Source organism: Streptomyces sp. MA5143a (genome assembly GCF_900290235.1).
Taxonomy (GTDB): Bacteria; Actinomycetota; Actinomycetes; order Streptomycetales; family Streptomycetaceae; genus Streptomyces.
Window position 1 is genome coordinate 23,003 of sequence record NZ_OLMK01000100.1, and the last position, 24,735, is coordinate 47,737.

Annotated in this window: 18 protein-coding genes; 6 read left to right on the plus strand and 12 right to left on the minus strand. The window is 73.2% G+C overall.

The window, feature by feature from the left end; all coding sequences use genetic code 11:
* The first annotated feature begins 292 nt into the window (after positions 1-292).
* Positions 293-529, plus strand: coding sequence for a hypothetical protein (locus SMA5143A_RS35350; RefSeq protein ID WP_107466911.1), 237 nt, complete (start codon positions 293-295; stop codon positions 527-529).
* Positions 530-734: 205 nt separating this feature from the next.
* Here the strand turns inward: SMA5143A_RS35350 and SMA5143A_RS35355 are convergent, their stop codons facing one another.
* Both SMA5143A_RS35355 and SMA5143A_RS35360 read right to left on the minus strand, forming a co-directional pair.
* Positions 735-1,190 carry a (2Fe-2S)-binding protein gene (locus tag SMA5143A_RS35355; RefSeq protein WP_107466912.1) on the minus strand — a complete coding sequence of 152 codons (456 nt, stop codon included), beginning with the start codon at positions 1,188-1,190 and terminating at the stop codon, positions 735-737.
* Between the two features lie 21 nt (positions 1,191-1,211).
* On the minus strand, positions 1,212-3,374 hold the full coding sequence (locus tag SMA5143A_RS35360; RefSeq protein WP_258193919.1) for a xanthine dehydrogenase family protein molybdopterin-binding subunit: 2,163 nt from the start codon (positions 3,372-3,374) through the stop codon (positions 1,212-1,214).
* A gap of 164 nt (positions 3,375-3,538) precedes the next feature.
* Between SMA5143A_RS35360 and SMA5143A_RS35365 the strand changes: the two genes are divergently transcribed.
* On the plus strand, positions 3,539-6,535 hold the full coding sequence (locus tag SMA5143A_RS35365; protein ID WP_107466979.1) for a helix-turn-helix transcriptional regulator: 2,997 nt from the start codon (positions 3,539-3,541) through the stop codon (positions 6,533-6,535).
* A gap of 89 nt (positions 6,536-6,624) precedes the next feature.
* Here SMA5143A_RS35365 and SMA5143A_RS35370 read toward each other — a convergent pair whose 3' ends face one another.
* The gene (locus SMA5143A_RS35370; RefSeq protein ID WP_107466914.1) at positions 6,625-7,476 is read right to left on the minus strand and encodes a hypothetical protein; all 852 of its coding nucleotides are present in this window, start codon (positions 7,474-7,476) and stop codon (positions 6,625-6,627) included.
* 130 nt (positions 7,477-7,606) lie between these two features.
* Positions 7,607-7,984 (minus strand): hypothetical protein, encoded by a 378-nt coding sequence (locus SMA5143A_RS35375; RefSeq protein ID WP_107466915.1) that lies wholly within the window; start codon positions 7,982-7,984, stop codon positions 7,607-7,609.
* 250 nt (positions 7,985-8,234) lie between these two features.
* Between SMA5143A_RS35375 and SMA5143A_RS43240 the strand changes: the two genes are divergently transcribed.
* Positions 8,235-8,402 carry a hypothetical protein gene (locus SMA5143A_RS43240; RefSeq protein ID WP_181362170.1) on the plus strand — a complete coding sequence of 56 codons (168 nt, stop codon included), beginning with the start codon at positions 8,235-8,237 and terminating at the stop codon, positions 8,400-8,402.
* Between the two features lie 123 nt (positions 8,403-8,525).
* On the opposite strand, the gene SMA5143A_RS35380 is transcribed toward SMA5143A_RS43240, so the two are convergent.
* From SMA5143A_RS35380 to SMA5143A_RS35415, 8 genes are all read right to left on the minus strand, one after another.
* Positions 8,526-11,495 carry an aminotransferase gene (locus SMA5143A_RS35380; protein WP_107466916.1) on the minus strand — a complete coding sequence of 990 codons (2,970 nt, stop codon included), beginning with the start codon at positions 11,493-11,495 and terminating at the stop codon, positions 8,526-8,528.
* Between the two features lie 64 nt (positions 11,496-11,559).
* A complete protein-coding gene (locus tag SMA5143A_RS35385; RefSeq protein ID WP_055522752.1) occupies positions 11,560-12,000 on the minus strand; it encodes an Lrp/AsnC family transcriptional regulator in 441 nt (146 codons plus the stop codon).
* Between the two features lie 193 nt (positions 12,001-12,193).
* Positions 12,194-13,021 (minus strand): ATP-binding cassette domain-containing protein, encoded by an 828-nt coding sequence (locus tag SMA5143A_RS35390; protein WP_107466917.1) that lies wholly within the window; start codon positions 13,019-13,021, stop codon positions 12,194-12,196.
* Positions 13,021-15,042 carry a dipeptide/oligopeptide/nickel ABC transporter permease/ATP-binding protein gene (locus tag SMA5143A_RS35395; protein WP_107466918.1) on the minus strand — a complete coding sequence of 674 codons (2,022 nt, stop codon included), beginning with the start codon at positions 15,040-15,042 and terminating at the stop codon, positions 13,021-13,023. Before SMA5143A_RS35395 ends, SMA5143A_RS35390 begins: the two co-directional genes overlap by 1 nt.
* Positions 15,032-16,063 carry an ABC transporter permease gene (locus SMA5143A_RS35400; RefSeq protein ID WP_107466919.1) on the minus strand — a complete coding sequence of 344 codons (1,032 nt, stop codon included), beginning with the start codon at positions 16,061-16,063 and terminating at the stop codon, positions 15,032-15,034. The genes SMA5143A_RS35395 and SMA5143A_RS35400 overlap by 11 nt, the downstream gene beginning before the upstream one ends.
* Complete coding sequence (locus tag SMA5143A_RS35405) at positions 16,060-17,487, minus strand: amidase (RefSeq protein ID WP_107466920.1); 1,428 nt, start codon at positions 17,485-17,487, stop codon at positions 16,060-16,062. The genes SMA5143A_RS35400 and SMA5143A_RS35405 overlap by 4 nt, the downstream gene beginning before the upstream one ends.
* A 52-nt stretch (positions 17,488-17,539) precedes the next feature.
* Positions 17,540-19,120, minus strand: a complete 1,581-nt coding sequence (locus SMA5143A_RS35410; RefSeq protein WP_107466921.1) for an ABC transporter substrate-binding protein — start codon at positions 19,118-19,120, stop codon at positions 17,540-17,542.
* A 252-nt stretch (positions 19,121-19,372) separates the two neighbouring features.
* Complete coding sequence (locus SMA5143A_RS35415) at positions 19,373-19,990, minus strand: TetR/AcrR family transcriptional regulator (RefSeq protein WP_107466922.1); 618 nt, start codon at positions 19,988-19,990, stop codon at positions 19,373-19,375.
* 579 nt (positions 19,991-20,569) lie between these two features.
* Between SMA5143A_RS35415 and SMA5143A_RS35425 the strand changes: the two genes are divergently transcribed.
* From SMA5143A_RS35425 to SMA5143A_RS35435, 3 genes are read left to right on the plus strand one after another with little or no spacing between them, the layout of a single operon-like run.
* A complete protein-coding gene (locus tag SMA5143A_RS35425; RefSeq protein ID WP_107466924.1) occupies positions 20,570-22,177 on the plus strand; it encodes an amino acid adenylation domain-containing protein in 1,608 nt (535 codons plus the stop codon).
* A gap of 8 nt (positions 22,178-22,185) precedes the next feature.
* Positions 22,186-23,526, plus strand: coding sequence for a hypothetical protein (locus SMA5143A_RS35430; protein WP_375136582.1), 1,341 nt, complete (start codon positions 22,186-22,188; stop codon positions 23,524-23,526).
* A gap of 39 nt (positions 23,527-23,565) precedes the next feature.
* The gene (locus tag SMA5143A_RS35435; RefSeq protein WP_107466926.1) at positions 23,566-24,333 is read left to right on the plus strand and encodes an enoyl-CoA hydratase-related protein; all 768 of its coding nucleotides are present in this window, start codon (positions 23,566-23,568) and stop codon (positions 24,331-24,333) included.
* Positions 24,334-24,735: the final 402 nt, after the last annotated feature.

The following is a 24,735-nucleotide window of genomic DNA, read 5'->3' on the forward strand; positions in this document are numbered from 1 at the left end:
GAATCGCCCGTCGCGCGGCGCTCTCGGTGGTACGAGATCGCCGCTACGGACCCGCGCCCCGTCCCGGAACCGGGCCCACCACCACTGCCGGTGGCCGGACCGAGCCTGCCGAGCGGGTCTTAAGCGGGCCTTGAGCGCGGGGGCCCCGGCGGCCGACCCGGCGACGCGGGAGACGGCGACGCGTGTGACGCGGGGTGACCGGGCCGCTCCAGGTGCTGACCGGGCCGCTCCATGTGCGCGGCATTCGAGTGAGGCGCAGACTGGCCGCAGGGGTCGACGATCTGGAGGCGCCATGCGGCTGAGCAAGGAGATCGACTGCACGGTCAGACTGGGGCTGCACGACATCGGTGATCAGGACGTGGCGACCCTCGTCAGCGGTGTCCGGAGCAGGGAGCACGAGGTCGCCATGCTCTGGGAGCCGGGCGCCGACTGCGCGCTGACCGTGGATTTCGGCGAGGACCTGGAGGGCGCGCGGGCGCTCGTCGAGGCGGCGCAGGAGCTGGAGAAGAGTTCAGGCGACCAGGGCTGAGCCCCCGTGATCGCCCGCGCCCCGGCCCGCCCCCTGCCCGCCGGTCCCCGGGTACGCCGAGGTCGCGTGCCGCAGGGCCGACGCGACCCCGGCAGGGAAACGGGCAGCATCCGGGGCCTCGCGGCTGCCGCACGCCGGTGACCGGCGGAAACACCTTAGTGAGCGGGGGCCTCCGCTCGTGTCCGGCGGCAGTGCGGCTGAGCCGTCAGTCCTGCGCCGCGGCCTGCTTGATCGCCTCGCGGATCCGGCAGTACGTGCCGCAACGGCAGACGTTCTCGATGCGGTCGATGTCCGCGTCCGTCGGGTGGGACGTCTTCTTCAGCAGCGCCGCCGCGGCCATGATCTGGCCCGGCTGGCAGAAGCCGCACTGCGCGACGTCTCGGTCGAGCCATGCCCGCTGCACGGGGTGCAGCTCGTCACCGTCGGCCAGCCCCTCGATCGTGGTGACCGCACGGCCCGCGCAGTCCGCGACCGGGACGACACAGGGCTGGACGTCCTCGCCGTCCAGGTGGCTCGTGCAGGCGCGGCAGACGCCGACGCCGCAGCCGTACTTGGGGCCGGTGACGTCCAGCATGTCCCGCAGCACCCACAGCAGCGGCATGTCGGCCGGGGCCTCGACGGTGACCGGTTTCCCGTTGAGGACGAAGGAGTAGGACGGCATCGGCACCTTCTCGGAGTCGGGTCAGAAGTTGAGGGGGAAACGGCGGGGCCGGGTGCCGGTCGCCCGCGCGTAGGCGTTGGCGACGGCGCCGGCCGCGGCGGGCACGCCGAGTTCGCCCGCCCCGCCCGGTTCCCGGCGTGAGGGCATGATGTGGGCCTCGAACAGCAGCGGGGCGTGCCGCTGGCGGGCGTACGCGAAGTCGGCGTAGCTGGTCTCGCGGACGGCGCCCCGGTCGATGTGCAGGCCGGCCCGCAAGACGGTGGAGATGCCGTCGATCGCCGCGCCCATGAGCTGTGCCTCGAGTCCGCGCGGGTTGACGGCCGTTCCGACGTCGGCCGCCATCACCACCTTGGTGACCCGGGGGTTCTCCGGGTCGGCGGCGTCGATCTCGACGAGGCACGCCACGCGGGAGCCGTACTCCTCGTGGACGGCGACGCCCTGCGCGTGGCCGGCGGGCAGGGTCCGGCCCCAGTCACCGGCGTCCGCGACCTTGTCGAGCACGGCCTTGACGGCCTTGTTCCTGAGGGTGGTGCGCCGGAAGGCCACCGGGTCCTTGCCCAGGCTCCTCGCGACCTCGTCGACGACGATCTCCTCGGCGGTGCGCATCGTCCCGGAGTCCACCGAGCGCCAGGCACCGAGGGGCATCGCCAGTTCGACCGAGCCCGAATCCCCGGAGACACGGCCGAAGTTGTACAGCCCGCTGTCGCTGGGCAGCGGTCCGGCGGCGCGGGCGGCGGCCCGGGTCACCCGGCCCTGGGCGGGCCCTTGGCCGGGCCCCTGGGCGGTTTCCCGCGCGGACGGCCCCTGCGCCTCGAACGTCTCGGTCACGGAGGCCATCGCGTGGGTGAACGCCACCACCCGGCCGCGTGCGTGGCTGGCCCGGATCCGGTGGTGGCTGGCCGGGCGCATCCTGCCGTGCCGGAGGTCGTCGGCGCGGCTCCACATCAGCTTGACCGGTCGGCGGGCCGCCTTCGAGATGAGGGCCGCCTCGATCGCGGCGTCGTGGTTCAGTCTCCGGCCGAAGGAGCCGCCGCCGCGTACGACGTGAACCTTGACCTTGGCCTCGGGCAGCCCGACCGCCGAGGCGATGCTGTCCCGCGCGTACATCGGCGTCTGGGACGAGAACCAGATCTCGGCGCGGGTCGCGCGGACGTCCGCCACCGCGGTCAGCACCTCCATCGGGGCGTGGCTGACGAAGGCGAACTCGAACTCCGCCTCCGTCTGGGTGGAGCCGCGCGGCGGGGTGCCGAGCCGGGGGACGGCGGCCCGCAGCCGTGAGCGGATCGCGGCGTCGGAGAGCGGCGCGAGCGGGCCCGGGGCCCAGGTGATCCGCAGGGCGTCCCGCGCGGTGAAGGCGTGGTGGAAGGTGTCCGCGACCACGGCGACCCCTCCGGCGATCTCGACGACCGCGTGGACGCCCGGCATGGCCCGCGCGGCCCGGGAGTCGACCGAGACGGCCTTCCCGCCGAGCGTCGGCGGCCGGGCCACCACGGTCGGCTTCGCCCCGGCCACCGTCAGGTCACCGGCGTACACCGCCTTGCCGGTGACGATGTCGCGGGCGTCGATCCGGGTGGTCGCCTTCCCGATCACCCGGTGCCTGGACGCCGGCTTGGGCCGGCTCGACACGGCCGGCCGGGTGATCCGGGCGGCGCTCGCGGTCAGCGACCCGAAGGTGGCCGAGCGGCCGTCCGGCGCGACCACCTTCGTGTTCCGGGTCTTCAGGGTCCGCGCGGGAAGCCTCCAGCGTCTGGCCGCCGCGGTCACCAGCTTGGCGCGCGCCAGGGCGGCCAGCTCGCGGGCCGGGCCGTACAGCGAACTCACCGAGCTGGAACCGCCGGTGAACTGGTTGCCCTTGGTGCGGGCGTCGGCGAGCGGGATGTCGACATCGGCGAGCCGGGCGTCCAGTTCCTCGGCGATCATCATGGCGACGGCGGTCGTGACGCCCTGGCCGACCTCGACGCGCGGCAGCCGTACGACGACCCTGTTGGCCTTGGTGACCTCGAGGACGAGCATCTCCTCGTCGGTACCGGTCACCAGGACGTCGGAAGGCCGACGGGGGGCGGAGTCGGCGGCCTCGGCGCCTTCCGCCGCCGTCGCGTCGCAGCCGAGCGGCGCGGCGACGGTCAGCGTGGACGCCGCGAGCGAGTACACGACGAACTTCCGGCGCGACAACTGACGAGCCAACGGAACGCTCCTCTGCGAATATCCCGGCGCTTCGACAGGTATGAGGGCCAGGCGCCCCCCGGGGTTGCCTGACGATCACCGGGAGAGAATGACATGTGAGGGGAATGTGAAGTCAGGGGGCAACTGTGGCAGGGCACACGGCAGTTGGCGGAGGTGGGACTCCGCTGCTGGGCCGCTCCGTCGAACTGGCCCGGTTCGACGCGCTGCTCGACCGCGCGGCGGCCGACGCGCGCGGCACGGCGAGCGGCGGCGGGTCCCGTGGCACGGCGAGCGGCGGCGGGTCCCGTGGCGCGGCGGGAGGCGCGGGATCCCGAGGCGCGGCGGGAGTCGGGGAGCCCCCTGACGGCGGCCGTTCCCGGCTCGTCGACATCACCGGTGAGGCCGGCATCGGCAAGAGCCGGCTGCTCGGCGAGGTGTGCGCACGGGCGCACCGGCGGGGCATGACGGTCCTGCGCGGCAGGGCCACGGAGTACGAGCGGCAGGTGCCGTTCCAACTGTTCACCGACGCGCTCGCCCACCTCGACCCGCACGCCCTGGACGGCTTCGAGGAGACCGACGCGGTGGCGCCGCTCCTCCAGCGGGGCGACGCCGTCGACCGTTTCGCCCTGCACCGCTCCACGGCCGCGCTGCTGGCCCGGCTCGCCGCCCCGTCCGGGCTGCTGCTGGCCCTCGACGACCTGCACTGGGCGGACCCGGCGTCCCTGGAGCTGCTGGACCATCTCGTACGCCATCCCGTGCACGCCCCCGTGGTCCTGGCCGTGACGCGCCGTGACCGCCAGAGCCCCGAGTCCCTCGCCGCCAGGCTCACCCGGGAGCTCGACACCGGCACGGTGGTCCGCCTCGCCCTGGGTCCGCTGAGCGCACGCGACTGCGCCGAACTGGCCGGCCCGGCCCTGCCACACGCCGAGACGGCCGCGCTGCACGCCGCGAGCGAGGGCAACCCGTTCTACTTCCTGACCCTCCTCCAGGCCCACCGCGGGGGCACGGCGCCCGAGTCCTGCGCGCCGCCCGGGCTCGGCACCCTGCTGCTGGACGAACTGACCGTGCTCTCCCCTGCCCGGCGCGGCATCGTCGAGGCCGTGGCGGTCCTGGGCGAGCACGCCACCTTGGCGATGGTCGGCCGGGTGACCGGCCGCTCCGGCACCGCCCTCACCGCCGACGTCCACGCCCTCACCCGCCGCGACCTGCTGCGCTCCGGCCCACAGGGCCTGCTGACCCTGCGGCATCCGGTCGTGCGGACCCTCGTCCACGAGAGCACGCCCTACCTCAGGCGCGTCGAGATCCACCGGCTCGCCGCGCGGGAACTGGCCCGCGCGGGCGCCTCCGCCGCCGAGCGGGCCCACCATGTGGAACAGTCACTGACCGCCTGGGACCCGGAGGCGGTGGCCGTGCTCGTCGAGGCCGCCGCACGTACCGCCCGGACGGCCCCGGCGAGCTGCGCCCACTGGCTCGACGTGGCGCTCCGCCACCTCCCCCACACTCCCGAACACGCCGCCCGGCGACGCGGGTTGACGCTGCGGCGGGCCCGCGCCCTGGCCGCGTGCGGTGGTCTGCGCGAGAGCCGCGACCTGCTCCAGGAGCTGATCGCCACCCCACGGCGACCAGCCGCCTCCCCGGCCGCCGACGAGGACCGGGGGCTGCGGGTGCGGGCGGTCGTCCTGTGCGCGCTGGTGGAGCGTCATCTGGGGCGCCGCACCGAGGCCGTCGCGCTGCTGCGCCGCGAGCTGGCCCGCGACCCCGCGCCCGCCGACGTGGTCCGGCTCGGCCTGGAGCTCGGCTCGGCCGCGCCCGAGCACGGCGACACCTCGTACGCCCGGGTGCGCGGCGAGGTCGAGGCGGCGCTCGCGGCGGCCCGGTCCACGGGCGACGAGGTCGGGGAGGCGGGCGTCCTCGCGGTCGCCGCCCTGGGCGAGGCGTACGAGGGCAACATGAGCGCGGCGCACGGGTTCGCCCGGCAGGCCGCCGCCCTGGTGGACTCCCTGCCGGACAACGACCTCACCGCGCTGTGCGAACCGCTGGCCCGGCTCGGCTGGGCGGAGGCGTTCCTGGAGCACTACCCGGACGCCGAGCGGCACGCGGAGCGCGGCCTCGCCATCGCCCGCCGCAGCGGCCAGCTCTATGTCGTGCCCCATCTGCTGCTGTGCCTGTCCCATGTCCGGGTCCAGACCTGCCGGATCTCCTCGGCGCTGGAACTGGCGGACCGGGCCGAGGACATCGCCCGTGGCATCGGCAGCGACCAGTTGCTGGCGTTCGTCCTGGCGAGCAAGGCCGCGGCCCTCGTCGCCGCCTGCCCGCCGGGCGATCCGCGTCCGCTCGCCGTCGCCGAGGAGGCGGTGGCCGCGGCCGGCACGGGGGTCGACTGGTGGGCCTCCACGGCCTGGTGCATCTTCGGCTGGGCCGCGCTGATGGCCGGCGACCCGGTGCGCGCGCGGGAGGCGATGCTCCGGGCGGGCGGCCCCGAACTACAGCGGATGCAGCCCTCGATGCGGCCGCTGTACCTGGAGATCCTGGTGACGTCCGCGCTGGTGACGGGGAGGCCGGAGGAGGCCCGGGGCTGGGCCGAGCGGGCGCGGAAGGAGGCGGAACAGCTGGGGCTGCCGATGCAGCGGGCGTCGGCGCTGCGCAGCACCGCCCATCTGCCGTTGGCGCGAGGGGACACGGCCGCCGCGGCGGACCTGTTCGCGGAGGCCGCCGAGGAGAGCGCCCGCTGCGGCGCGGTCTTCTGGGAGGCCCACTCCCTGCTGCTCGGCGCCCCGCTGGAGGCGACGGCGGGACGGGGCCGGGCCGGTGGGCAGGCCTGGGTGCGGGGTCGCCGGCTCGCCGAGGCCGGCGGCAGCGGTCTGCTGGTCGGCCTCGCCGACACGACGCGTCCGCCCGGCGGCGGCCCCGAGGCGCCGTACGGCTCCCCGGACCGCGCCGAGCTCACCGAGCTGCTGGCCACCCTGACCGCCCGGGAGCTGGAGATCGCCGAGCTGGTGGCGCAGGGCCTCACCAGCCGGGCCATCGCGGACCGGCTCTACGTCAGCCGGCGCACCGTGGAGACCCATGTCTCCCGCGCCTTCCGCAAGACGGGGGTCTCCTCGCGTACGGCCCTGGCCACACTGATGGCGCGCCGCCGCTCCGGGAGCCGTTTCGGGGACGCCCGCGCGGAGCAGGAGTGAGGACCCCTCAGACCCGCCGGGTGTCCCGGGCGGTGCCCGGTGCGCCCCTGTACGCACCGGCCACCGCGGTCCGGGCCGGGTTCGGCCGTCTACCTGACGTCGACGTGGTCGCCGGGCGCCGTCGCGGGGCCGGTCGTGGTGGTGCCGGCGAAGACGAAGCGGTAGGAGCCGTCCGCGCCTGCCCTGGTGGTCGCTCGCAGGGCGCCACCGCTCCCGGTCCTGACCGTCTTGACGGTGGTGTAGGTGCTGCTGCCCTGCCTGCGGAACTGCAACCGCACCGGCTGGGAGGCGTATCCCGCGTACCTGCCTGTGGCCCAGTCGGCGCGGGTCAGTCTGCCGGTGACCGTGATGGTCCTGCCGCGCCGCACCGGCTCCGGGGAGGCGTCGGCGGTCAGCTCGGCGGCCCGCTTGATCCTGGTTCTGGCGACGTCGTCGTCGTAACTGGCGTTCGCGTAGAGGTCGTAGGCGCCGAGGAAGAGTTTCCAGGTCCCGGCGGTGCCGTTGCCGTCCTTGAAGGCGACCGCGGGGTCGATGGTGAAGACCGTTCGGCAGCTGTAGCTGTAGCCGTCCTGGACCGGAGTCTCCGTGCAGGCGGGGTCGCCGTCCGCCCCGAGGCCGCCGGTGATGGTGTCGGTGCTCGAACTGTCGGTGCCCTGCCACAGGAACGCCTGGGTGACGGCCACGCCCTCCTCGTCGAAGGCGGTGAAGGTGACGGGCACGGCCTTCTTGCCCCGCACGCCGAGGACGATGTCCTTGCCCTTGTTGACGACGCCGTCCTTGAAGGTGGTGCCGCCCAGCGCGTCCGGCCGGACGCCGCCCGAGGAGAAGGCCCCGAGACCGGTCGCGGCGGGGTGCTCCGCCGCCCGGGCGGGCCCCGGAAGGACGAGTGACGTGAGGACGACGGCGCTGGAAAGGACCGCGGCCGCGGTGTATGTACGCATGTGACTCCCTCGGGACGAGGTCGAGCGGCCCCGCCGAACCATGGTCGTGGCAGGGCCTGTTGATGTGAGGAAGAGGCCGGTGCTCACCGGGACCCCGCACAGGGGCCCCGGGCGTGGGAGGGCGGGTGCCTCATCGGTCGAACCAGTTCCTGGCCTCCGCGGAACTGAAGCCCCGCAGCACGGCGAGGGCGAAGACGATACCGGGGAGGACCGAGACGCCGCCGCCCTGGAGCAGCCCCAGCACACCGCCGACGAGGCTCACCGCCTCGACGACGACGACCGTGACCCGGATCGCGTTCGACCTCTTGCCCACGAGAACGCCGCACAGCAGGAGCGCCGCCGCGATCAGCAGCGACAGCACGGCCACGAACCGGATCAGCCCGACCCCCTCGTCCTGACCGTGTTCCACCGCGTCGCTCACCACGGCCAGCAACAGGGCTCCGGCGGCCGCGTTCAGCACGGCCTGGACCCACACCCCCACCGTCGCCAGCCTCACACTCTTCGGCATTCTCGCCCGCACGCCTGGTGTCGTCATGCACGCAAGGAAACGCCACGGCTGTCAGGGACACGTCGGTAGGAGTACGTATTCCACGTACGTACGTGCCGTCGCCGTCGCCGTCGCTGTCGCTGTCGCTGTCGCTGTCGCTGTCGCTGTCGCTGTCGCCGCAGCCGAGCGGGAGGACCTCACGAGGTGTCGCGCGTGCGAGGTGCCGAGGGCGTGCCGCACACCGCTATGGTGCAGGCGGCGGAGCACGGTCGTGCCGCCGCTGCCCGGGGGCCTGCGCAGGGCCGCGGCCCGGGCCCGTCGACGCGACTACGGGATCGTCCCCACGCCCGACTACGGCTATCCGCTCGTCCTCCTGGAGGCTCCCGAGGAGCGCGAGTACTGGAGCCACAGCCACCGCCTCGTCGCGTCACTCGGCTGAACCTCAGTCACGAGGGCTGCGGCTGCCTCCAGTGGGTGGAGGGCGCCGAGATCACGGCGCGCCGCCCGCTCCGGCGCCCCCGCCAGGGGCTGTCGTCACTCGGGGGCCTCTGTCCGCTCGGGGTCAGCGGGAGTGGCCGAGTTGACCGAGGGCCACGTCGAGCATGTCGGCGAAGAAGTCGGCGGCGGCGGCGTCGAGGCACAGCGGTGGCTTGATCTTGAGGATGTTGAGGTGGTCCCCGGTGGGCTGGACGACCACGCCGAGGTCGAGCATGCGGTCGCAGAGTTCGGCGGTCTCCTCCGTGGCGGGTTCCAGACGCTCGCGGTCCCGGACGAGTTCGAGGCCGAGGTAGAGGCCCGAGCCGTGGACGGCGCCGATGATGTCGTAGCGGTCGGCCAGCGCCTCCAGCCGGTTCTTCAGATGGCCGCCGACGCGGACCGCGTTGCCCTGGAGGTCCTCGTCGCGCAGGGTGTCCAGGACGGTGAGGCCCACGACGCTGGAGACGGGGCTGCCGCCGGTGGAGGAGAAGAAGTAGCCCTGGTCGCGGTACCGGTCCGCGACCGCCTTGGACGTGATGACGGCGCCGAGGGGGTGTCCGTTGCCCATGGCCTTGGCGACACAGACGATGTCGGGCACCACCCGCTGCTGCTCGAAGCCCCAGAACCAGTGCCCCAGGCGGCCGTATCCGACCTGGACCTCGTCGGCGACGGCCAGACCGCCGTGGCGCCGCACCGCCTCGTACACCTGGGCGAGATAGCCGTCGGGAAGGGCGACTCCCCCGGCGTTGCCGTAGTAGGTCTCGCCGATGAACGCGCCCGCCGGGCGGCCTGAGGCGGCCAGTTCGTCGAGCAGCGCCACGGCCTCGGGTGCGTAGCGCACGGCGTCCGGCCCGCGGTGGCGGCCGCGGTAGGAGTTCGGCGAGTCCACGGTGTGCACCCAGCTCGGGCGGCTGGCCAGGGCGTTCGGGTTGTCCTGGAGCGAGGTGGACACCGCGTCGGAGGCGTACGTCCAGCCGTGGTACGCCTCGCGCAGCGCGACGACGTCGTGCCGCCCGGAGGCCCCGATGGCCAGCCGAAGACCCAGGTCCACGGCTTCCGAGCCGGAGTTGACGAGGAACACCGTGTCCAGCGGGTCGGGCAGGAGCGCGGCGAGGCGCTCGGTGAACTCCACCACGGAGGCGTAGTGGAAGCGCGAGTTGGTGTTGAGCCGCCGCGACTGCCGGGACACCGCTCCCTCGACGCGGGGGTGGGCGTGGCCCAGCGGGGTGACGTTGTTGACGATGTCGAGGTACGAGCGGCCGTCGGTGGACAGCAGATGGTGGCGCCAACCCCGTTCGATACGCGGCGGGTCGGCGTAGTAGTGCTCCTGCACGGTGGCGAACACGGCGTCGCGCCGGTCGAGCAGGTCCTTCTCGTCCGCGCGGCCCGGGTCGCTCGGGAGGCCGAGGAGCGGGGCCGGGTCGGCGGTGAGCGCGAGCCAGCCGGCGGCGTACTCGGGGCGGACCAGGGGCGGGGCGGCGGGGCTGCCGGCGTCGCGCAGCGCGACGTGGACCGCGGCACCGGAGGTGAGGTGGGCGACGTCCTCGCCCGCCCGCACCGTCGCGCCGGTGGTGACGACGGGCCGGTCCGTGTGCGGGAAGGACAGCGACAGCACCTGTGTGCCGTAGGTGAGTTCCACGTGGCCCGGCGCCGCGACGCCGACCGTCCCCTCGGCGGGCGCCTGCACGACGACGTCCCGGCCGAGCCGGAGGTCGATCCCGGTGGGCACCGTGGCCGGGGACAGCGCCGACAGCGCCGGTGTCCGGCTGAGGCGCGGACGGGCGTACGGGAGGGCGACGGCGGCCGCCCCGTCCGCGAGGGCGGCGGTCGTCAGCCGGTCCTCGGTGCCGGGGTCCGTCCAGGCCCCGTGGTCCATGGAATCGGCGTCGGTGGACAGGTCGAGGAGGGTGATGTCGGCTGCGGCGAGGTCCCGCACGAGAGGGCGTACGGGTGCGTCGGCGCGAGCGGTCCGGGCGGGTGCGTCGGCGAGGCCGGCCGCGTCCCTGACGAGGCGGGTCATCACCGGCAGGGGCTGGCTGGTGGCCTGTTCGAAGATGCGCCATTCATGGTCGAGCGCGTCCTTGGCGTAGGCGTTGCCCTCGTCGACGACGGCCTGGTGCCGTCCGCTGACCACCAGGACGGCGGCGCGCAGCACCACGATCGGCCACACCGCGTCGGCCTCCTCGGCGGAGAGCGGCCGGACGGCGTGGAAGGCGCGGACGGCCGGCAGCACATGGTGGGGCTCGACGCCGTCGTGGTGGAGCATCGAGGACAGCGGTATGGCGAGTTCGCCGACCGCCCAGCTCGTGGTCACGTCACCGAAGTCGATGATCCCGTCGGGCAGGGGCGGACGGCTGTCGGGACGGCGGATCAGGTTGTCGTCGGTGAGGTCCATGTGCACGGCCTGCGAGGGCAGCGCGTCGGCGAGCCTGTGGACCTGGGCCCAGGCATCCTCGGTCGCGGCCAGGACGGCGGCGCGCCGGTCGGGTTCGGCGATGTGCCCGGCGAGCTTGGCGACGACGCGATCGGCGTGCCGCGGGTCCCACTGGAGCACACGGTCGAGGCCGGGGTGCCGGAAGTCGCGCAGGGCGGTGCTGACCTTCCCGGCGAGCGTGCCCATGCCCGCGACGGTGCCGGGAGACAGGTGCCGGGGTCCGGAGAGGGTGCCGCCGGGCAGGTGGCGCAGCAGGCGCGCGACGGCCGGACCGCTGTCGGTCTCCACCGTCGTACGCCGCGGGGAGCCGTCGGGGCGGCGCAGGACGGTGGCGATCCGCAGGTCCGGGCAGGCCGCGGCGATCAGGTCGGCGACCGCGTCCGCGGCCTCGATCTCCACCGCGCCGAACGCGGGGTTGGCGATCTTCAGGATCGCCGTGGGTGTCCCGTCCTCGGCGTGCATCAGGAAGTTGGCGTCCTGCTGGCTGCCCAGCGCCTGCGCGCGGGCGGTGACACCGAGGTGGGCGGCGGCGATGTGCTCGGCCTCGGCCGGCGCCAGGCGGGGCGCGGGGAGGGCGTCCTCGGAGAAGAAGTCGATCGTGCGGTGCTCGTCGGGCTGCATGCGGGGTTCCTCGGCTGGTGCGGGCGGGACGGGGCTCGGACGGGTGCCTCGGTCGGTGGAGCCTTCAGTCGACGTGCCACAGGAAGCGGTGGGTGTGGATCGCGAAGTAGGGGAAGTTCTCCACGGCCGCGACGCCCTCGACGGGCCGTACGACGTCGTTGATGAAGTCCAGGAGGTCCCGCGGCCCGGGGCACACCACCTCGGCGAACAGGTCGAAGCCGCCGGAGGTCAGGACCGTGTACACGACCTCGTCGTGCCGGGACAGTTCGTCGGCGACCGCGCGGGGATCGCCGTCGACGCGCAGGCCCAGCAGTGCCATCGCCTGCTGGCCCATGGTCATCGGGTCGGTCACCCCGACGACCTGGACCGCCTTGGCGTCGATGAGCCGCTGGAGCCGGAGCCTCGCGGCCGAGGGCGACAGCCCCACCTTGGGGCCCAGATCGGCGTACGGGATCCGGCCGTCGACCTGCAACTCCCGCAGGATGGCCCGGTCGATGTCGTCCATGCGGACCTCTCCCCTGTGCGAATCCGGCAGGCGTGATGCCTGCTTCAAGCACCATGCCGCATCCGAACGCTCGATTCAAGCGTGCGAACGATGGAATCAAGCACGTACGGCGGAATCGTCGAGCGAAACAACAGTTCCGGCCCGCCGACGGGGAGGGGTCGGCGGGCCGGGAGTGGGACGGTGTCCGATCGGTTCAGACCGTGGCGGGCTCGTCGTCGAGACGGAACCTCGGGTCGCCCGGGACGGACGCGAGGAGCCGGGCGGTGTACGGGTGGTCCGGCTCGGCGAAGGTGGCCGCGGTCGGGCCGAGTTCGACGAGGTCCCCGTGCAGCAGGACCGCGACCGTGTCGCTCACGTGCCGGACGACGGCCAGGTCGTGCGAGATGAACAGCATCGTCAGCGAGAGTCGGAGGCGCAGATCGGCGAGCAGGTTGAGGATCTCGGCCTGGGTCGTCAGGTCGAGGGCCGAGGTGATCTCGTCGGCGATGACGAACCGGGGGCGCGGCGCGAGGGCCCGCGCGATGGCCAGCCGCTGCCGCTGGCCGCCGGAGAACTCGTGCGGGTAGCGGTCCATGCCGTCCGGGTCGAGGCTCACCTGGCCGAGCAGTTCGGCGATCCGGGTCCGGACCGGTCCGACCCTGGCGCGGACCGGATCGAGCGCCTCGGCGAGCGACTGCGCGACGGTGCGCCGCGGGTCGAACGACGAGTACGGGTCCTGCGGGATCATCTGGACCGTCGCGGCTCCCTCCCGTCCGCGTGCGCCGCGCAGCGGGGCGCCGTCCACGAGGATCCGGCCCCCCGACGGCCGGTGGACACCGACGAGTGTCCGCGCGAGGGTCGTCTTGCCCGACCCGGACTCGCCGACGAGGGCGAGGGTGCTGCCCCGGGGGATGTCGAACGAGACCCCCTTGAGCACCCTGCGGGCCGCGGCGCCGTGGCCGAGCTCGACGGTGAGGTCCTCGACGCGCAGCAGCGGGTCGGCCGTCCCCGCGTCCGGTGCGGTGGTGGCGGTGGCGGACATCAGCGGCTCCCTTCCGCGGCCGGCGGGCGGCCCGCGGCTGTGTCGGACAGGTCGTCCGGTGGCGTCCCGTGCGCCGGTATCCCGTCCAGCGGCATCGCATCAGGCGGTGCCTTGTCCGGCTGCGTCCCGCCCAGCGACGTCCCGTCGGCCGGAGTCCCGTCCAGCGGCGTCCCGCCGACCGGAGTCCCGTCGAGCGACGTCCCGTCGGCCGGAGTCCCGTCGAGCGGCGTCCCGTCGCGCGGTGTCCCGTCCGGCTGGGCCGGAGCCGTGTCGGCCGTCCACCGGACCGCGCTGAGGGTCGCGCCGGCCTCGACCGCGGCGGGCGTCGCCGCGAGCAACGCGCGGGTGTACGGGTGGGTGACCGTGCCCCGGCGCAGGTCGGCGCCCGTCGTACGGTCGACGACCCGGCCGCCGTGGAGCACCAGGACGGTGTCGCAGAGCACGCCGACCACGCCGATGTCGTGCGAGATGAACAGCATCGCCGTGCCGTGCTCGCGGTTGATGCGGCGGAACTGCCGCAGCACCTCCGCCTGGACGGTGACGTCGAGTGCCGTGGTCGGCTCGTCGGCGATGAGGAGACGCGGGTTCGTCGTCATCGCGGAGGCGATCGAGGCACGCTGGAGCATGCCGCCGCTCAGCTCGTGCGGGTGCTGGCGCAGCCGCCGCTCGGGCTCGGTGACATGGATGTCGGCGAGGGCGCGGGCCATGTCCCGCCGGGCCTGACGACGGGATGTCCCGAGGTGCGTCCGGGCCACCTCGGTGAGCTGGGCGCCGAGCCGCAGCGCGGGGTTGAACGTGCCGATCGGGTCCTGGTAGACGATGCCGATCTCGGTGGCGAGGCGCCGGCCCGGCGGTGTTCCGAGCAGGTCGAGGTCACCGAGGGCGAGGCGGGACGCGTTCGCCCGGACCCCCTCGGGGAGCAGGCCCGCGACCGCCATGGCGATGGTCGACTTGCCCGAGCCGGACTCCCCGACGAGGCCGACGATCCGCCCGGCGCCGATGGTGAACGACACGTCGTCGACGAGTGTCCGGTCACCGGCCCGCACGGTCAGCCCGTCGACGGTCAGCAGACCGTCCGGCTCCGTGCCGGCCGTGGCCCCCGCACCGCCCGGTGCCCGGGGCGCGCGAGCCTCCTTCGCCGGGGTGGCCGGTACCGCCGCGTCCGCCGCCCCGGTCGCCGCGGGCGCCGTGCCGCGGGTGCGCGGGTCGACGAGCGAGGCCACGCCGTCCCCGAGGAGCATGGCGCCCACACCGGTGACGATGAGCATGATCGACGGGGCGAGGACGACCGACGGCTGGGCGAAGATCGACGGCAGCGCCTCGTTGAGCAGCCGGCCCCAGTCGTACTGCGGGCTCTGCACGCCGAGGCCGACGAAGGACAGGCTGCTGATGTCGAGCAGGGACAGGGTGAAGCTGGAGCTGAGGAGCACCAGCAGCGGCCCGCTGATGTTCGGCAGGACGTGCCGGGTCAGGATGCGCGGGCCGGGAACGCCGAGCAGCCGCGCGGTGAGCACGTAGTCCTTGTCCGCGACGGTCGCGGCGAGGTTCGCCGTCAGCCGGGCGAACCCGGGGATGCCGGCGACGGCGATGGCGACGATCGCGGACCCCGTCCCCGGTCCGAGCACCGCCGCGATGACGAGGGCGAGCACGAGCGAGGGGAACGCCACCGCCGAATCGATGAGCCGCAGACAGGTCTCGCGCAGCCATCGGGGGGCCAGGTGGACGAGCGCGCCGATCGCGACGCCGACGACGAACGAGGCGGCGGTGGCGGCGGCGGCCATGAGCAGGGTGAGGCGGGTCGCGACGAGGGCCCGGGCGAGGACGTCACGGCCGAAGGCGTCGGTGCCGAGGAGGTGTTCGGCTCCGGGCCCCAGCCGGGCGTCGTCGGTGAGGGTCTCGGCGGAACCGCTCAGCAGCGGCGGGGCCACGAGGGCCACGACGACGAGCAGTCCGAGGATCACGGCGCCGGCCAGCAGCGACGGGTTGCGGCGCCACCGGCGCGCGGTCGTGTCAGTGGCCACGCCGGCCTCCGTCGAGAGTGCGGGGGTCGACGATCCCGAGGACGACGTCGACGAGGAGGTTGACCAGCAGGGCGAGCATGCCGACGACGAGGATGATGCCCTGGATCACCGGATAGTCCTTGTAGATGATCGCCTGGACGACCTCGGTGCCGAGCCCCGGATAGGTGAAGACGTTCTCCAGGATGATCGTGCCGCCGAGCAGCGACGTGAGGACGAGACCGCTCAGGGTGAGGACGCTCGTCACCAGGTTGGGCAGCGCGTGGCGCAGGTGGAGGCGCACGGATCCGAGGCGGTGGCCGCGGGCGGTCCTCATGTAGTCCTGGGCGAGGACGGAGGCCGTCTCCTGCCGGACGACCCGGGCGATGGCGAAGGCCGGGCCGATGCACAGCGCGGCGATCGGCAGGACGAGCGCGCTCGGTGTCGTGGCGCCGCCGGACGGCAGCAGGCCGAGGCTGATCGAGAACAGCACGATGAGGAGGGTCGCGACGACGTAGACCGGTGCCGACGCGAGGAGTCCGGCGACCGTGCCGAAGGCGACGCCGAGCCTGCGGCGGCGTCCGTCGCGGGTGAGGACGCCGACGGTCATGCCCAGCGGGACGGCGATGAGCAGGGAGAGCAGCACGGCCGGGATGACGAGCTGGACGGTGTACGGCAGCCGGGTCGAGACGATGTCCGCGACGGGGGTGTCGAACCGGAACGAGGTGCCGAGGCGCCCGGACGCGATGTCGCCGAGGTAGTGGACGAACCGCGTCGTCATCGGCTCGTCGAGGCCCAGTCGTTCGCGGATCGCCGCGAGCGTGGCCGGGGACGAGTTGGTGCCGGCGATGGCGCGGGCCGGGTCCCCCGGCAGCAGGGGCACGATGAGGAACGTCACGACGACGAGCAGCAGCATCGACATCAGCAGGCCGCCCGCCCGGCGGACGGCGAACCCGGCCCATCCGCCGCCCAGTCGCAGGCCGGGGGCCCGCTTGACGACCGCGGCGGGCAGCGGCCCGGCCGGGAGCGCGGGCCCGGCACTCACAACGCCCCCGCGAGCGCCGCGTCGTCCGGCCGCCGCTCGTGCCAGCGGAACCGCGGTTCGAGCTGGGCGGACAGCCTCAGCAGCGTCGCCTCGTCGTAGGGTGCGCCGATGAGCTGGGCGCCGACCGGGAGGCCGTCGGCGGTCGTGTGGACGGGCAGCGAGATGGCGGGCAGCCCGGCGATGTTGACGAACGCGGTGAACGAGACCATCCGGGTCTCGGTGGCCCGCGGACCGTCCGGGTCGGAGTTCGCCTCGTCGTACACGGGGCCGACCGGCGGCGCCACGACCGCCGTGGTCGGGGTGAGGAGAACGTCGAAGTCCCGGCCCCACTGGGCGACCACGTCGCGCGACTCGGCCTGTAGGCGTGCCGCCGTCCGGGCGTAGTCGCCGGCGGTGACCTCCAGGGCGGTCTCCCGGCGGCGCCGGATGTAGGGGTCCACCGCGTCGGGGTCGTCGACGTCGATGGCGTAGGTGGAGGCGCTGATGATCGTCCAGGTGAAGCCCATGATCGCCTCGTAGGAGAACATCTTCGGGCGGGCCTCGACGACGTCGTGCCCGAGGTCGCGCAGGGCCTGCGCGGCCGTCAGCGCCGCCGTGCGGCACTCCTCGTCGACGGGCAGCCCGGTCGGCGCGTCGAGGAGCAGGCCGATCCGCAGCCGCCCGGGGTCGGCGCCGACCTCGTCGAGGTAGGGGCGCACCGGGTCGGGCGCGCTGTACCAGGCGAGCCGGTCGGCACGGCCCATGACGTCGAGCATGAGGGCCGTGTCGCCCACGGTGCGGGTGATGGCGCCCTCGGTCGTCGAGTGTTCCCAGGCCCGGACGAACGCGGGCACGCGGCCCCGGCTCGGCTTGAGGCCCACGAGGCCGGTGACGGACGCCGGGACCCGGATCGATCCGCCGCCGTCGGAGGCGTGTGCCACCGGGGCGAGCCCGGCCGCGACGGCCGCCGACGCGCCTCCGCTCGACCCGCCGGAGGTGTGCGCCGGGTTCCACGGGTTGCGTGTCTTGCCGTGCCGGGCGTTCTCGGAGACGGTCAGGGCGCCGAACTCGGGCGAGTTGGTCCGGCCGAGGGGGATCGCGCCGGCGTCGAGGAGGAGCTGGACGTCGGGGTCCGTGGTGGTCCTCGGGGTGTCCCGGACGGCCAGTGAGGACATCGTGTTGGGTTGTCCCGCGAGGGAGTTGAGGTCCTTGATGGGGACGGGGACGCCGTGCAGCGGGCCGAGCGGCTCGCCGCGCAGCACCGCCCGCTCGGCCCGGACGGCCGCCGTGCGCACGGCGTCGGCGTCGAGCCAGACGACGGCGTTGACGGCGGGGTTGATCCGTTCGATGCGGTCGAGATAGGTCTCGGCCACCTCCACCGGGCTGACCTCTTTGGTGCGGATGAGGTCGGCGATCTGCTGGGCGGTGCTGTAAGGGTCGATCACCAGGGGGCTCCTGTGTCGGAAACGGTGCGAGGGGGTGCGGAGGGCCGGTCCGTCAGCCGGTGATGCGCAGGATCGGGTCGTCGAGCGAGCCGCCGAGCATCTGTGCGCTGAAGCCCTCGCGCAGTGCGTAGATGAACGGGTCGTTGACCAGCGGCACCGCGTCCACGTTCGAGATCAGGGCCTTGGCGGCCTTCTGGTAGGCGGCGCAGCGGGCCCCCTCGTTGGTCGCTTCGACGCCCTGGGCGAAGGCCTTGTCCAGGGCGGGGTTCTTCACCGCGCCGAGGTTGCCGCCGCCCTCGGGGACGGTCGGGCCCACGAACTTGGCGAGCGGATTGGCGACGCTGCCGAGGAAGTTGAGGTCGGCGAAGACCGTGAGGTCCCAGGCGTCGGGCTTGCCGAACACGGTGCCGACCCAGGCACCGACGTCGACGTTGGCGAGGGTGACGTCCGCGCCCGCGGCCCGCAGCGCCTCCTGGATGTACTGGTTCCCGGCGCCGGCGGGCCCGACGACCTGGGGGCCGACGAGGCGGATCCTCTTGCCCTTGAGCACGGCGGACGCCGCGGCCTTGTCCTTCGGCACGAGGGACGAGGAGTCGGGGTCGTTGCAGGGGATGGCCTTCTGCACGAACATCGTCGACGGCTCGCCCGTGTCCTTGGAGACGACCTTGGTGAAGGCGGCGCGGTCGACGGCCTGGGCGACCGCCCGGCGGGTGGCTTCGTCCGCGAAGACGGTGCCGGGGCGTTCGTTGAACAGCAGGTAGAAGTCGGAGAACCGGCTGATGCTGACACTGTGGCCGTTCACGCCGTCGAAGCGCGGGATGCCCGAGGCGTCGATCTTGCCGATGTCGAGCTGACCGCTGGTCACGAGGTTGCCGGTCGCGGTCGGGTCGGGCGAGACCAGGTACTCCACGGTCGTGGCGACCTTGCCGGGGATCTTCGTGCGCCAGGCCGGCCACGCCTTGTACTCGGGGCGCAGCGCGTAGGTGTACGAGACGCCGGACTGGGACTTCTCCAGCAGGTACGGGCCGGACTGCGAGCCCTTGGCCTTTCCGGCGGCGAGGGCCTTGACGTCCTTGAGTCCCGCCGGACAGACGATGCCCGTGCTCGCGACCGACAGACCGGTGACCATGTCACCCCACGGTCTGGTGAGCGCGATCTCCACCTTGTTCGCCGCGTCGTCGGCGGTCACCTTCACCTTGTTGCCGGGGCCGAAGACCATGGGGAGGTCGGGCGCCGCCGTCTTGGGATCGGCGAAGCGGTCGAGGGACGCCTTGACGATCTTCGGCGTGATCGGCGTCCCGTCGGCGCACGTGGCGTCGGTGCGCAGGGTGAACGTCGCCGAGGTCGGCGTGGCTTTCCAGTCGGTGGCCAGGCCGCCGACGAGCCCGCCGTCGTCCTTGCGCACGAGGGTGTCGTAACCGTTGCGGGCCAGCACGTAGTCGGGCAGGGACAGCGCCTTGACCGGGTCGAAGCTGGCCGGCACGTCGATCGTCGTCCGGATCTTCGTCGCGCCGCCGGCGTCGCCGCCGCCCGGATCTGAGGACGTGGCGCCTGTGGTGGTGCAGCCGGCGAGGACGGCCGTCATGGCTACGGCCGCCGTCACGGGGACCGCGCGGGTACGGGTGTGGCGCATGGGTGCTCCTGGAGAGGGGTGTCGCGCTCGGCGCGGGTCGCACGGGATCTGCGGGACGAGCGCGAGCAGGTTCGGGCCGGAGGCGGTGCGCGTGGCGCTCGGCGGACGCTGCGTGGGAGCGGTCCGTGGAGCTCTCGGTGGGGAGAGAATGCCGCGTAGTTAACGGCGTAGTCAATAGCGTTAACTATCTTTGGCCGTGGAGTGGCGGAACCCTGTCGTTCGGCTGTGGTGGAGTCCTGCGGGTGGCGCGTGTCAGTCGCGCGGGAGCGTCGCCGCCTCCGCCTGGAGGGCGGTGAGGAGGATGTCCATCTGCCGGTGGAAGACGTCCGTCATGTCGAGGCTGCGCAGGTGCTCCTTGGCCGCCTCGGCGTAGGGGTACGTGGCGGGGTCGGCCGGCTGGTACTCCTGCACCCAGCTGACCTCGGCGCCGAACCGCTGGTTGACGAGCCGCCAGGCGTTGTTGCTCGCCATGGCGAGGGCGAAGTTCGAGAACGCCTGGTAGTGCAGGACTGCCGCCCGGCCGCGCCAGCCGCCGCGGTGGAACGCCTCCAGGACGGCGTCGACGGCACGCAGCTCGTTGAGGCCGCGGGTGACGCGCCCCATGCAGAGCGCGGCGGCCGCCGGGTGTTCCATGGCGGTGTTCCAGGCACGGATCGCCAGGTCCCGCAGCGACTCGGTCCATGACTCGTGGGGCTCGTACCCGTCCAGGCAGAGCCTGTCGATCTCCTCCGCCACGGCGACCATGATGTGGTCGCGACTCGCGAAGTGCCGGTAGACCGCGGTCGCGGAGGAGGACAGTTCCTTGCCGAGCCGCTGGAAGGTCAGCGCGTCCGGCCCGTCCTCGTCGAGGATCCGCAGCGCGGTCGCCACGATGAGCCCCTGGGAGAGAGTCCCCCGTTGGAGTCGCTTCGTCGACCGGCCCCCAGCCGCTGCCACTCGAACGCCTCCCTACGACGGACGGCGGGCCCACGCCGCCGCGGCCTGCGCCTCTTCACCGGCGACACCGAACCCAGCCTATGCGACCGATTTCGAGCGGGTCACCCTGGACCGGGCGCCCCGGACCGGACTCCCGCCCGGCCTCGCCAGACCCCGCGCCACGTTCACCCCGCCGACCGAGGCCCTGGCGAGCCGAGGGTACGTGGTGGCCGGATTCGACCACACCCACGGTGGAGACCCCGGCCCCGCCGAGCCGTTGCAGACGCGGTACGTGAGGCTCCTGTCGTCTGTCTGGGCGGGAGCTGTCGTGTGTGCCGTGAGTCCAGCCATGTGACTTGTTTTGTCAGTGACGCAGACCACGTTGAACGTTGAAACTACTGGAGCCGCCACCGCACTTCGGTGTTGCCGCTCCGCACCTCCGCACGATGCTCGACATTTCCACATGATCGAGGCACGTCAGCGTTCAGTAGCCCGAGGCATCTTCTTCCCACACAGCCAGGAGGTCTGTGAGGCATGCCCCTGAGCCATCTGTCCCCCCGAGACAGGGCCCTGTTCTGGCAGTTCGGCCAAGGCCCTGAAGTCCTCGTCCCCCACCCCCTCGTCCACCGGGCCGTCGAACGGCGGGCCATCGCCACGCCGCACGCGGTCGCCGCCGAGCACCAGGGCACGACGATCACGTACGGCGAGCTGAACCGTCGCGCCGACCGGCTCGCGGCCAGACTCGTACGGGAGGGCGTACGGCCCGGCGATCACGTCGGCCTCTTCGTACGCCGCTCCCTCCCGATGCTCGTCGGACTGCTCGGCACGCTGAAGGCCGGTGCCGCGTACGTCCCGCAGGACGTCGGACTCACCCCCGCCGCCCAGCTGCGGCACGTCATCCGCACCGCCGGGATCCGGGTCGTCCTCACTCAGTCGGAGCACACGCTGCGGGTGCCTCCGGCCGGCGCGGGACAGCGCCTGATCACCCTCGACGACGATCTCACCGACCTCTCCCCGGAAGGCCCCGTCCGCCTCGAACGGCCCGTACGCCCCGACGACGGGTGCTACGTCCTGTTCACCTCCGGTACGACCGGCAAGCCCAACGGCGTGAAGGTCACCCACCGCAACGTCGCGAACATCCTCCTCACCGCCCCCGGCGACCTGGGCATCCGCCCCGGTGACCGGGTCGCCCAGCTCCTCAACATCGCCTTCGACATGGCCGCCTGGGAGATCCTCGGCTGCCTCGCCCACGGCGGCACGCTCGTCGTCCGCGGCAAGGACGTCGCGGCAGCGGCCCGTACGGCGAACGTGCTGATCGCGACGCCGACGGTGCTGTCCGGGATCGACCCGGCGGACTGCCCCCAGGTGCGGACGGTGGCCGTCGCGGGCGAGCCGTGCCCTCGGCCGCTCGCGGACGCCTGGGCCCGGCGGTCCGCCTTCCACAACTGTTGCGGGCCCACGGAGACGACGATCGTCAACACGATGCGCCGCCACCGCGTGGACGACGCCCTCCTCACGATCGGCCGCCCCACCCCGAACAACACGGTGTACGTCCTCGACGAGCACCGGCGTGCGCTGCCCATCGGGGAGGTCGGCGAGATGTGGGCCGGCGGCGACTGCGTCTCGGCGGGCTATCTGGACAACGAGGCGCTGAACGCCGAGCGGTACGCCCCCGACCCCTTCCTCGGCGGCGGACGCCGTATGTTCCGCACCCGCGACCTCGGCCGCTGGACACCGGACGGCGAACTGGAGCACCTGGGCCGTACCGACGACCAGGTCAAGGTCCGCGGCTTCCGCGTGGAACTCGACTCCGTCTCCTCGGTGCTGGAGTCGGTGGCGGGCTGCGCCCGCGCCGTCACCCTCAAGCGGGACGCCCGCAGTCTGATCTCCTTCGTGTGCCCGGCCGACGTCGACCCGGACACGGCCCGGCGCGCGGTGGCCGACGCACTGCCGTACTACTGCGTGCCGGCCACGGTCCTCCCGGTCGCCGCGCTGCCGGAGACGGACCGGGGCAAGGTCGACCGGGGCGCACTGCTGCGGCTGGCGGCGGAGCGGGAGGAGGCCGCGCGGGCGGTGCCGGTTCCCGGCGAGGGAGCCACCCTGCTGCCGGTGTCGGCGGTACGAGAGGGGGCGGTCCGATGACGTCGTCCATCGAGACCGCGTCGACGGAGACCGGAGGCACCCGGCAGGCACCGCCTCCCGTACCTCCCGCATCCCCTGCGCCTCCCGCACCCCCCACACCCCCCGCCGCTCTCGCCGAGCTCCCTCCCCTCACGTCCGCGCCCCGTCGCCTCCTCAAGCACCCCCGCCTGATGCACTACAACCGCCTGGCGGCCCTGGTGATACTGGCCAACATCGGAGTGCCGGCGGCGACGAGTTGGGCACCGGACGCCGAGACCATGGGCTACGCGGCCCTCGGCAACCTCGCGCTCGCCGTGGTCGTACGGCAGCAGTACGTCATCAACCTCTTCTTCCGACTGGCGACCCGGGCTCCGACGAGCTGGCCGCTGAAGGCACGGTGGACGCTCGGGAAGGTGTACCACTTCGGTGGACTGCACGTGGGCGGGGCACTGGCCGGAGCGGTGTGGTTCCTCGCCGGAACGGTCGCGTCGACCGCCGACGGCGCCAACCGGCCACTGGTCACGGTGGGTTGGACTCTGGTCGCCCTGCTCGCCGTCATCGTCGCCACCGCCCTGCCGCCCTTCCGCTCCCGCTTCCACGACCACTTCGAGAAGATCCACCGCTTCGGCGGCTGGAGCGCCCTCGCACTGTTCTGGACGCATACGCTGCTGGCCGGACAAGGGCCGGTCGCCCTCGGGGTGCTGGCCGTGGTCACCTTCAGCGTCGCCCTGCCCTGGCTGCGGCTGCGCAAGGTGGACGTACGGATCGAAAGGCCCTCCGCGCACGTAGCGCTGGCCCGTTTCGACCACGGCGTGACCCCGTTCGCGGGGTCCTCCACCGCCATCAGCCGCAGCCCGCTCACCGAGTGGCACTCCTTCGCCAACGTGCCCTCCCCCGGCGAACCCGGCTTCCGGCTGACCATCTCCCGTGCGGGCGACTGGACGGGCTCGTTCATCGACGACGCGCCCCCGAAGGTCTGGGTCAAGGGCATCACCACGGCCGGGGTCGCCAACATCGAGACGTTGTTCAGCAAGGTGGTCTACGTGGCCACCGGGAGCGGGATCGGCCCCTGTCTGCCGCATCTGCTGGCCGCCGAGGTGCCTTCACGGCTCGTGTGGGCGACCCGTGATCCCCGCAGGACCTACGGGGACGACCTGGTCGACGAGATCCTCGCCGTCCAGCCGAACGCGCTGGTCTGGGACACCTCCCAGCACGGCAAACCGGACATGGTGCGGCTCGCGTACACCGCGTACCGCGACTTCGGCGCCGAGGCCGTCATCTGCATCTCCAACAAGAAGCTGACCTGGCAGGTCGTCCACGGTCTGGAGCGGCGCGGCATACCCGCGTACGGCGCGATCTGGGACTCATGACGAACCGTCAGGACCAAGGGAAACGGAGAGGGACAGTCGATGAACACCCTCAAGATCGAACGTCTTGACCGCGTCGTCACGGTACGACTTCACCGACCGCACGCCCTGAACGCCCTCAGCAGTGAGCTGCTGGCCGAACTCCTGGACGTGCTCCGCCCGTTGGACCGCGACCCGGAGGTCGGCTGCTTCGTGGTCACCGGTTCGGAGAAGGTCTTCGCGGCCGGCGCGGACATCAAGGAGATGGCCGGGAAGTCGGCCGTGGACATGGCCGCGGAGGACTACTTCGCGGGCTGGGAGGAGTTCGCCGGGTTACGGACACCGAAGATCGCGGCGGTGGGCGGCTACGCGCTGGGCGGGGGTTGCGAACTCGCGATGATGTGCGACCTGATCATCGCGGGTGAGTCGGCGGTCTTCGGCCAGCCGGAGATCAAGCTCGGCGTGATCCCCGGCATCGGCGGCACCCAGCGGCTCACCCGCCTGGTGGGCCGCGCCAAGGCCATGGACCTGATCCTCACGGGCCGCACGATGAACGCCCGCGAGGCGGAGGCGGCTGGCCTGGTGTCACGGGTGGTCCCGGACGACCACGTCCTCCCCGAGGCCACGGAAGCCGCCGCGACCATCGCCTCCTACGGCCGCCCGGCCGTCCGGGCGGCCCGCGAGTCGGTCGACCGGGCCCTGGAGACCGGCCTGCGCGACGGACTCCTCTTCGAACGCCGCGTGTTCCACGCGCTGTTCGCGACAGAGGACCAGAAGGAGGGGATGAGCGCGTTCAAGGAGAAGAGGACGCCCGCCTTCAAGGGCCGCTGAACGGCTGACCCGACCCGGCGAGCGGGGCGGCGGACGGACTCCCGATCCGCCGCCCCCTCGTCATGCGCGGGCAGCGAGTGCACCGGGACGGGCGCCGGATGCCGGCCCCCCACTTCACCGTGGCCGTCCGGTCGCGGCCCACGCGTGCAGCACATACAGCGCATGTAGCGCGACCGCATATACCCCACACCTGAAGCGTATGACCCTGCTTCTGCCATGACGACCGGCTGCTTTCCGTCGCACCTGCGGCAGTATGATCCAAGCACGCACACCATCGGGTCGGCGACGCGGCCGCCTACGCGACGAGCCGGGCCGGGCCGGGCCGCCGGAACATCACCGGGCCGGACCGATCCGGGTGCGGCGATCGTCAGCCGGGAGTCGGCTGAGGAGCTGGAGCTGGGA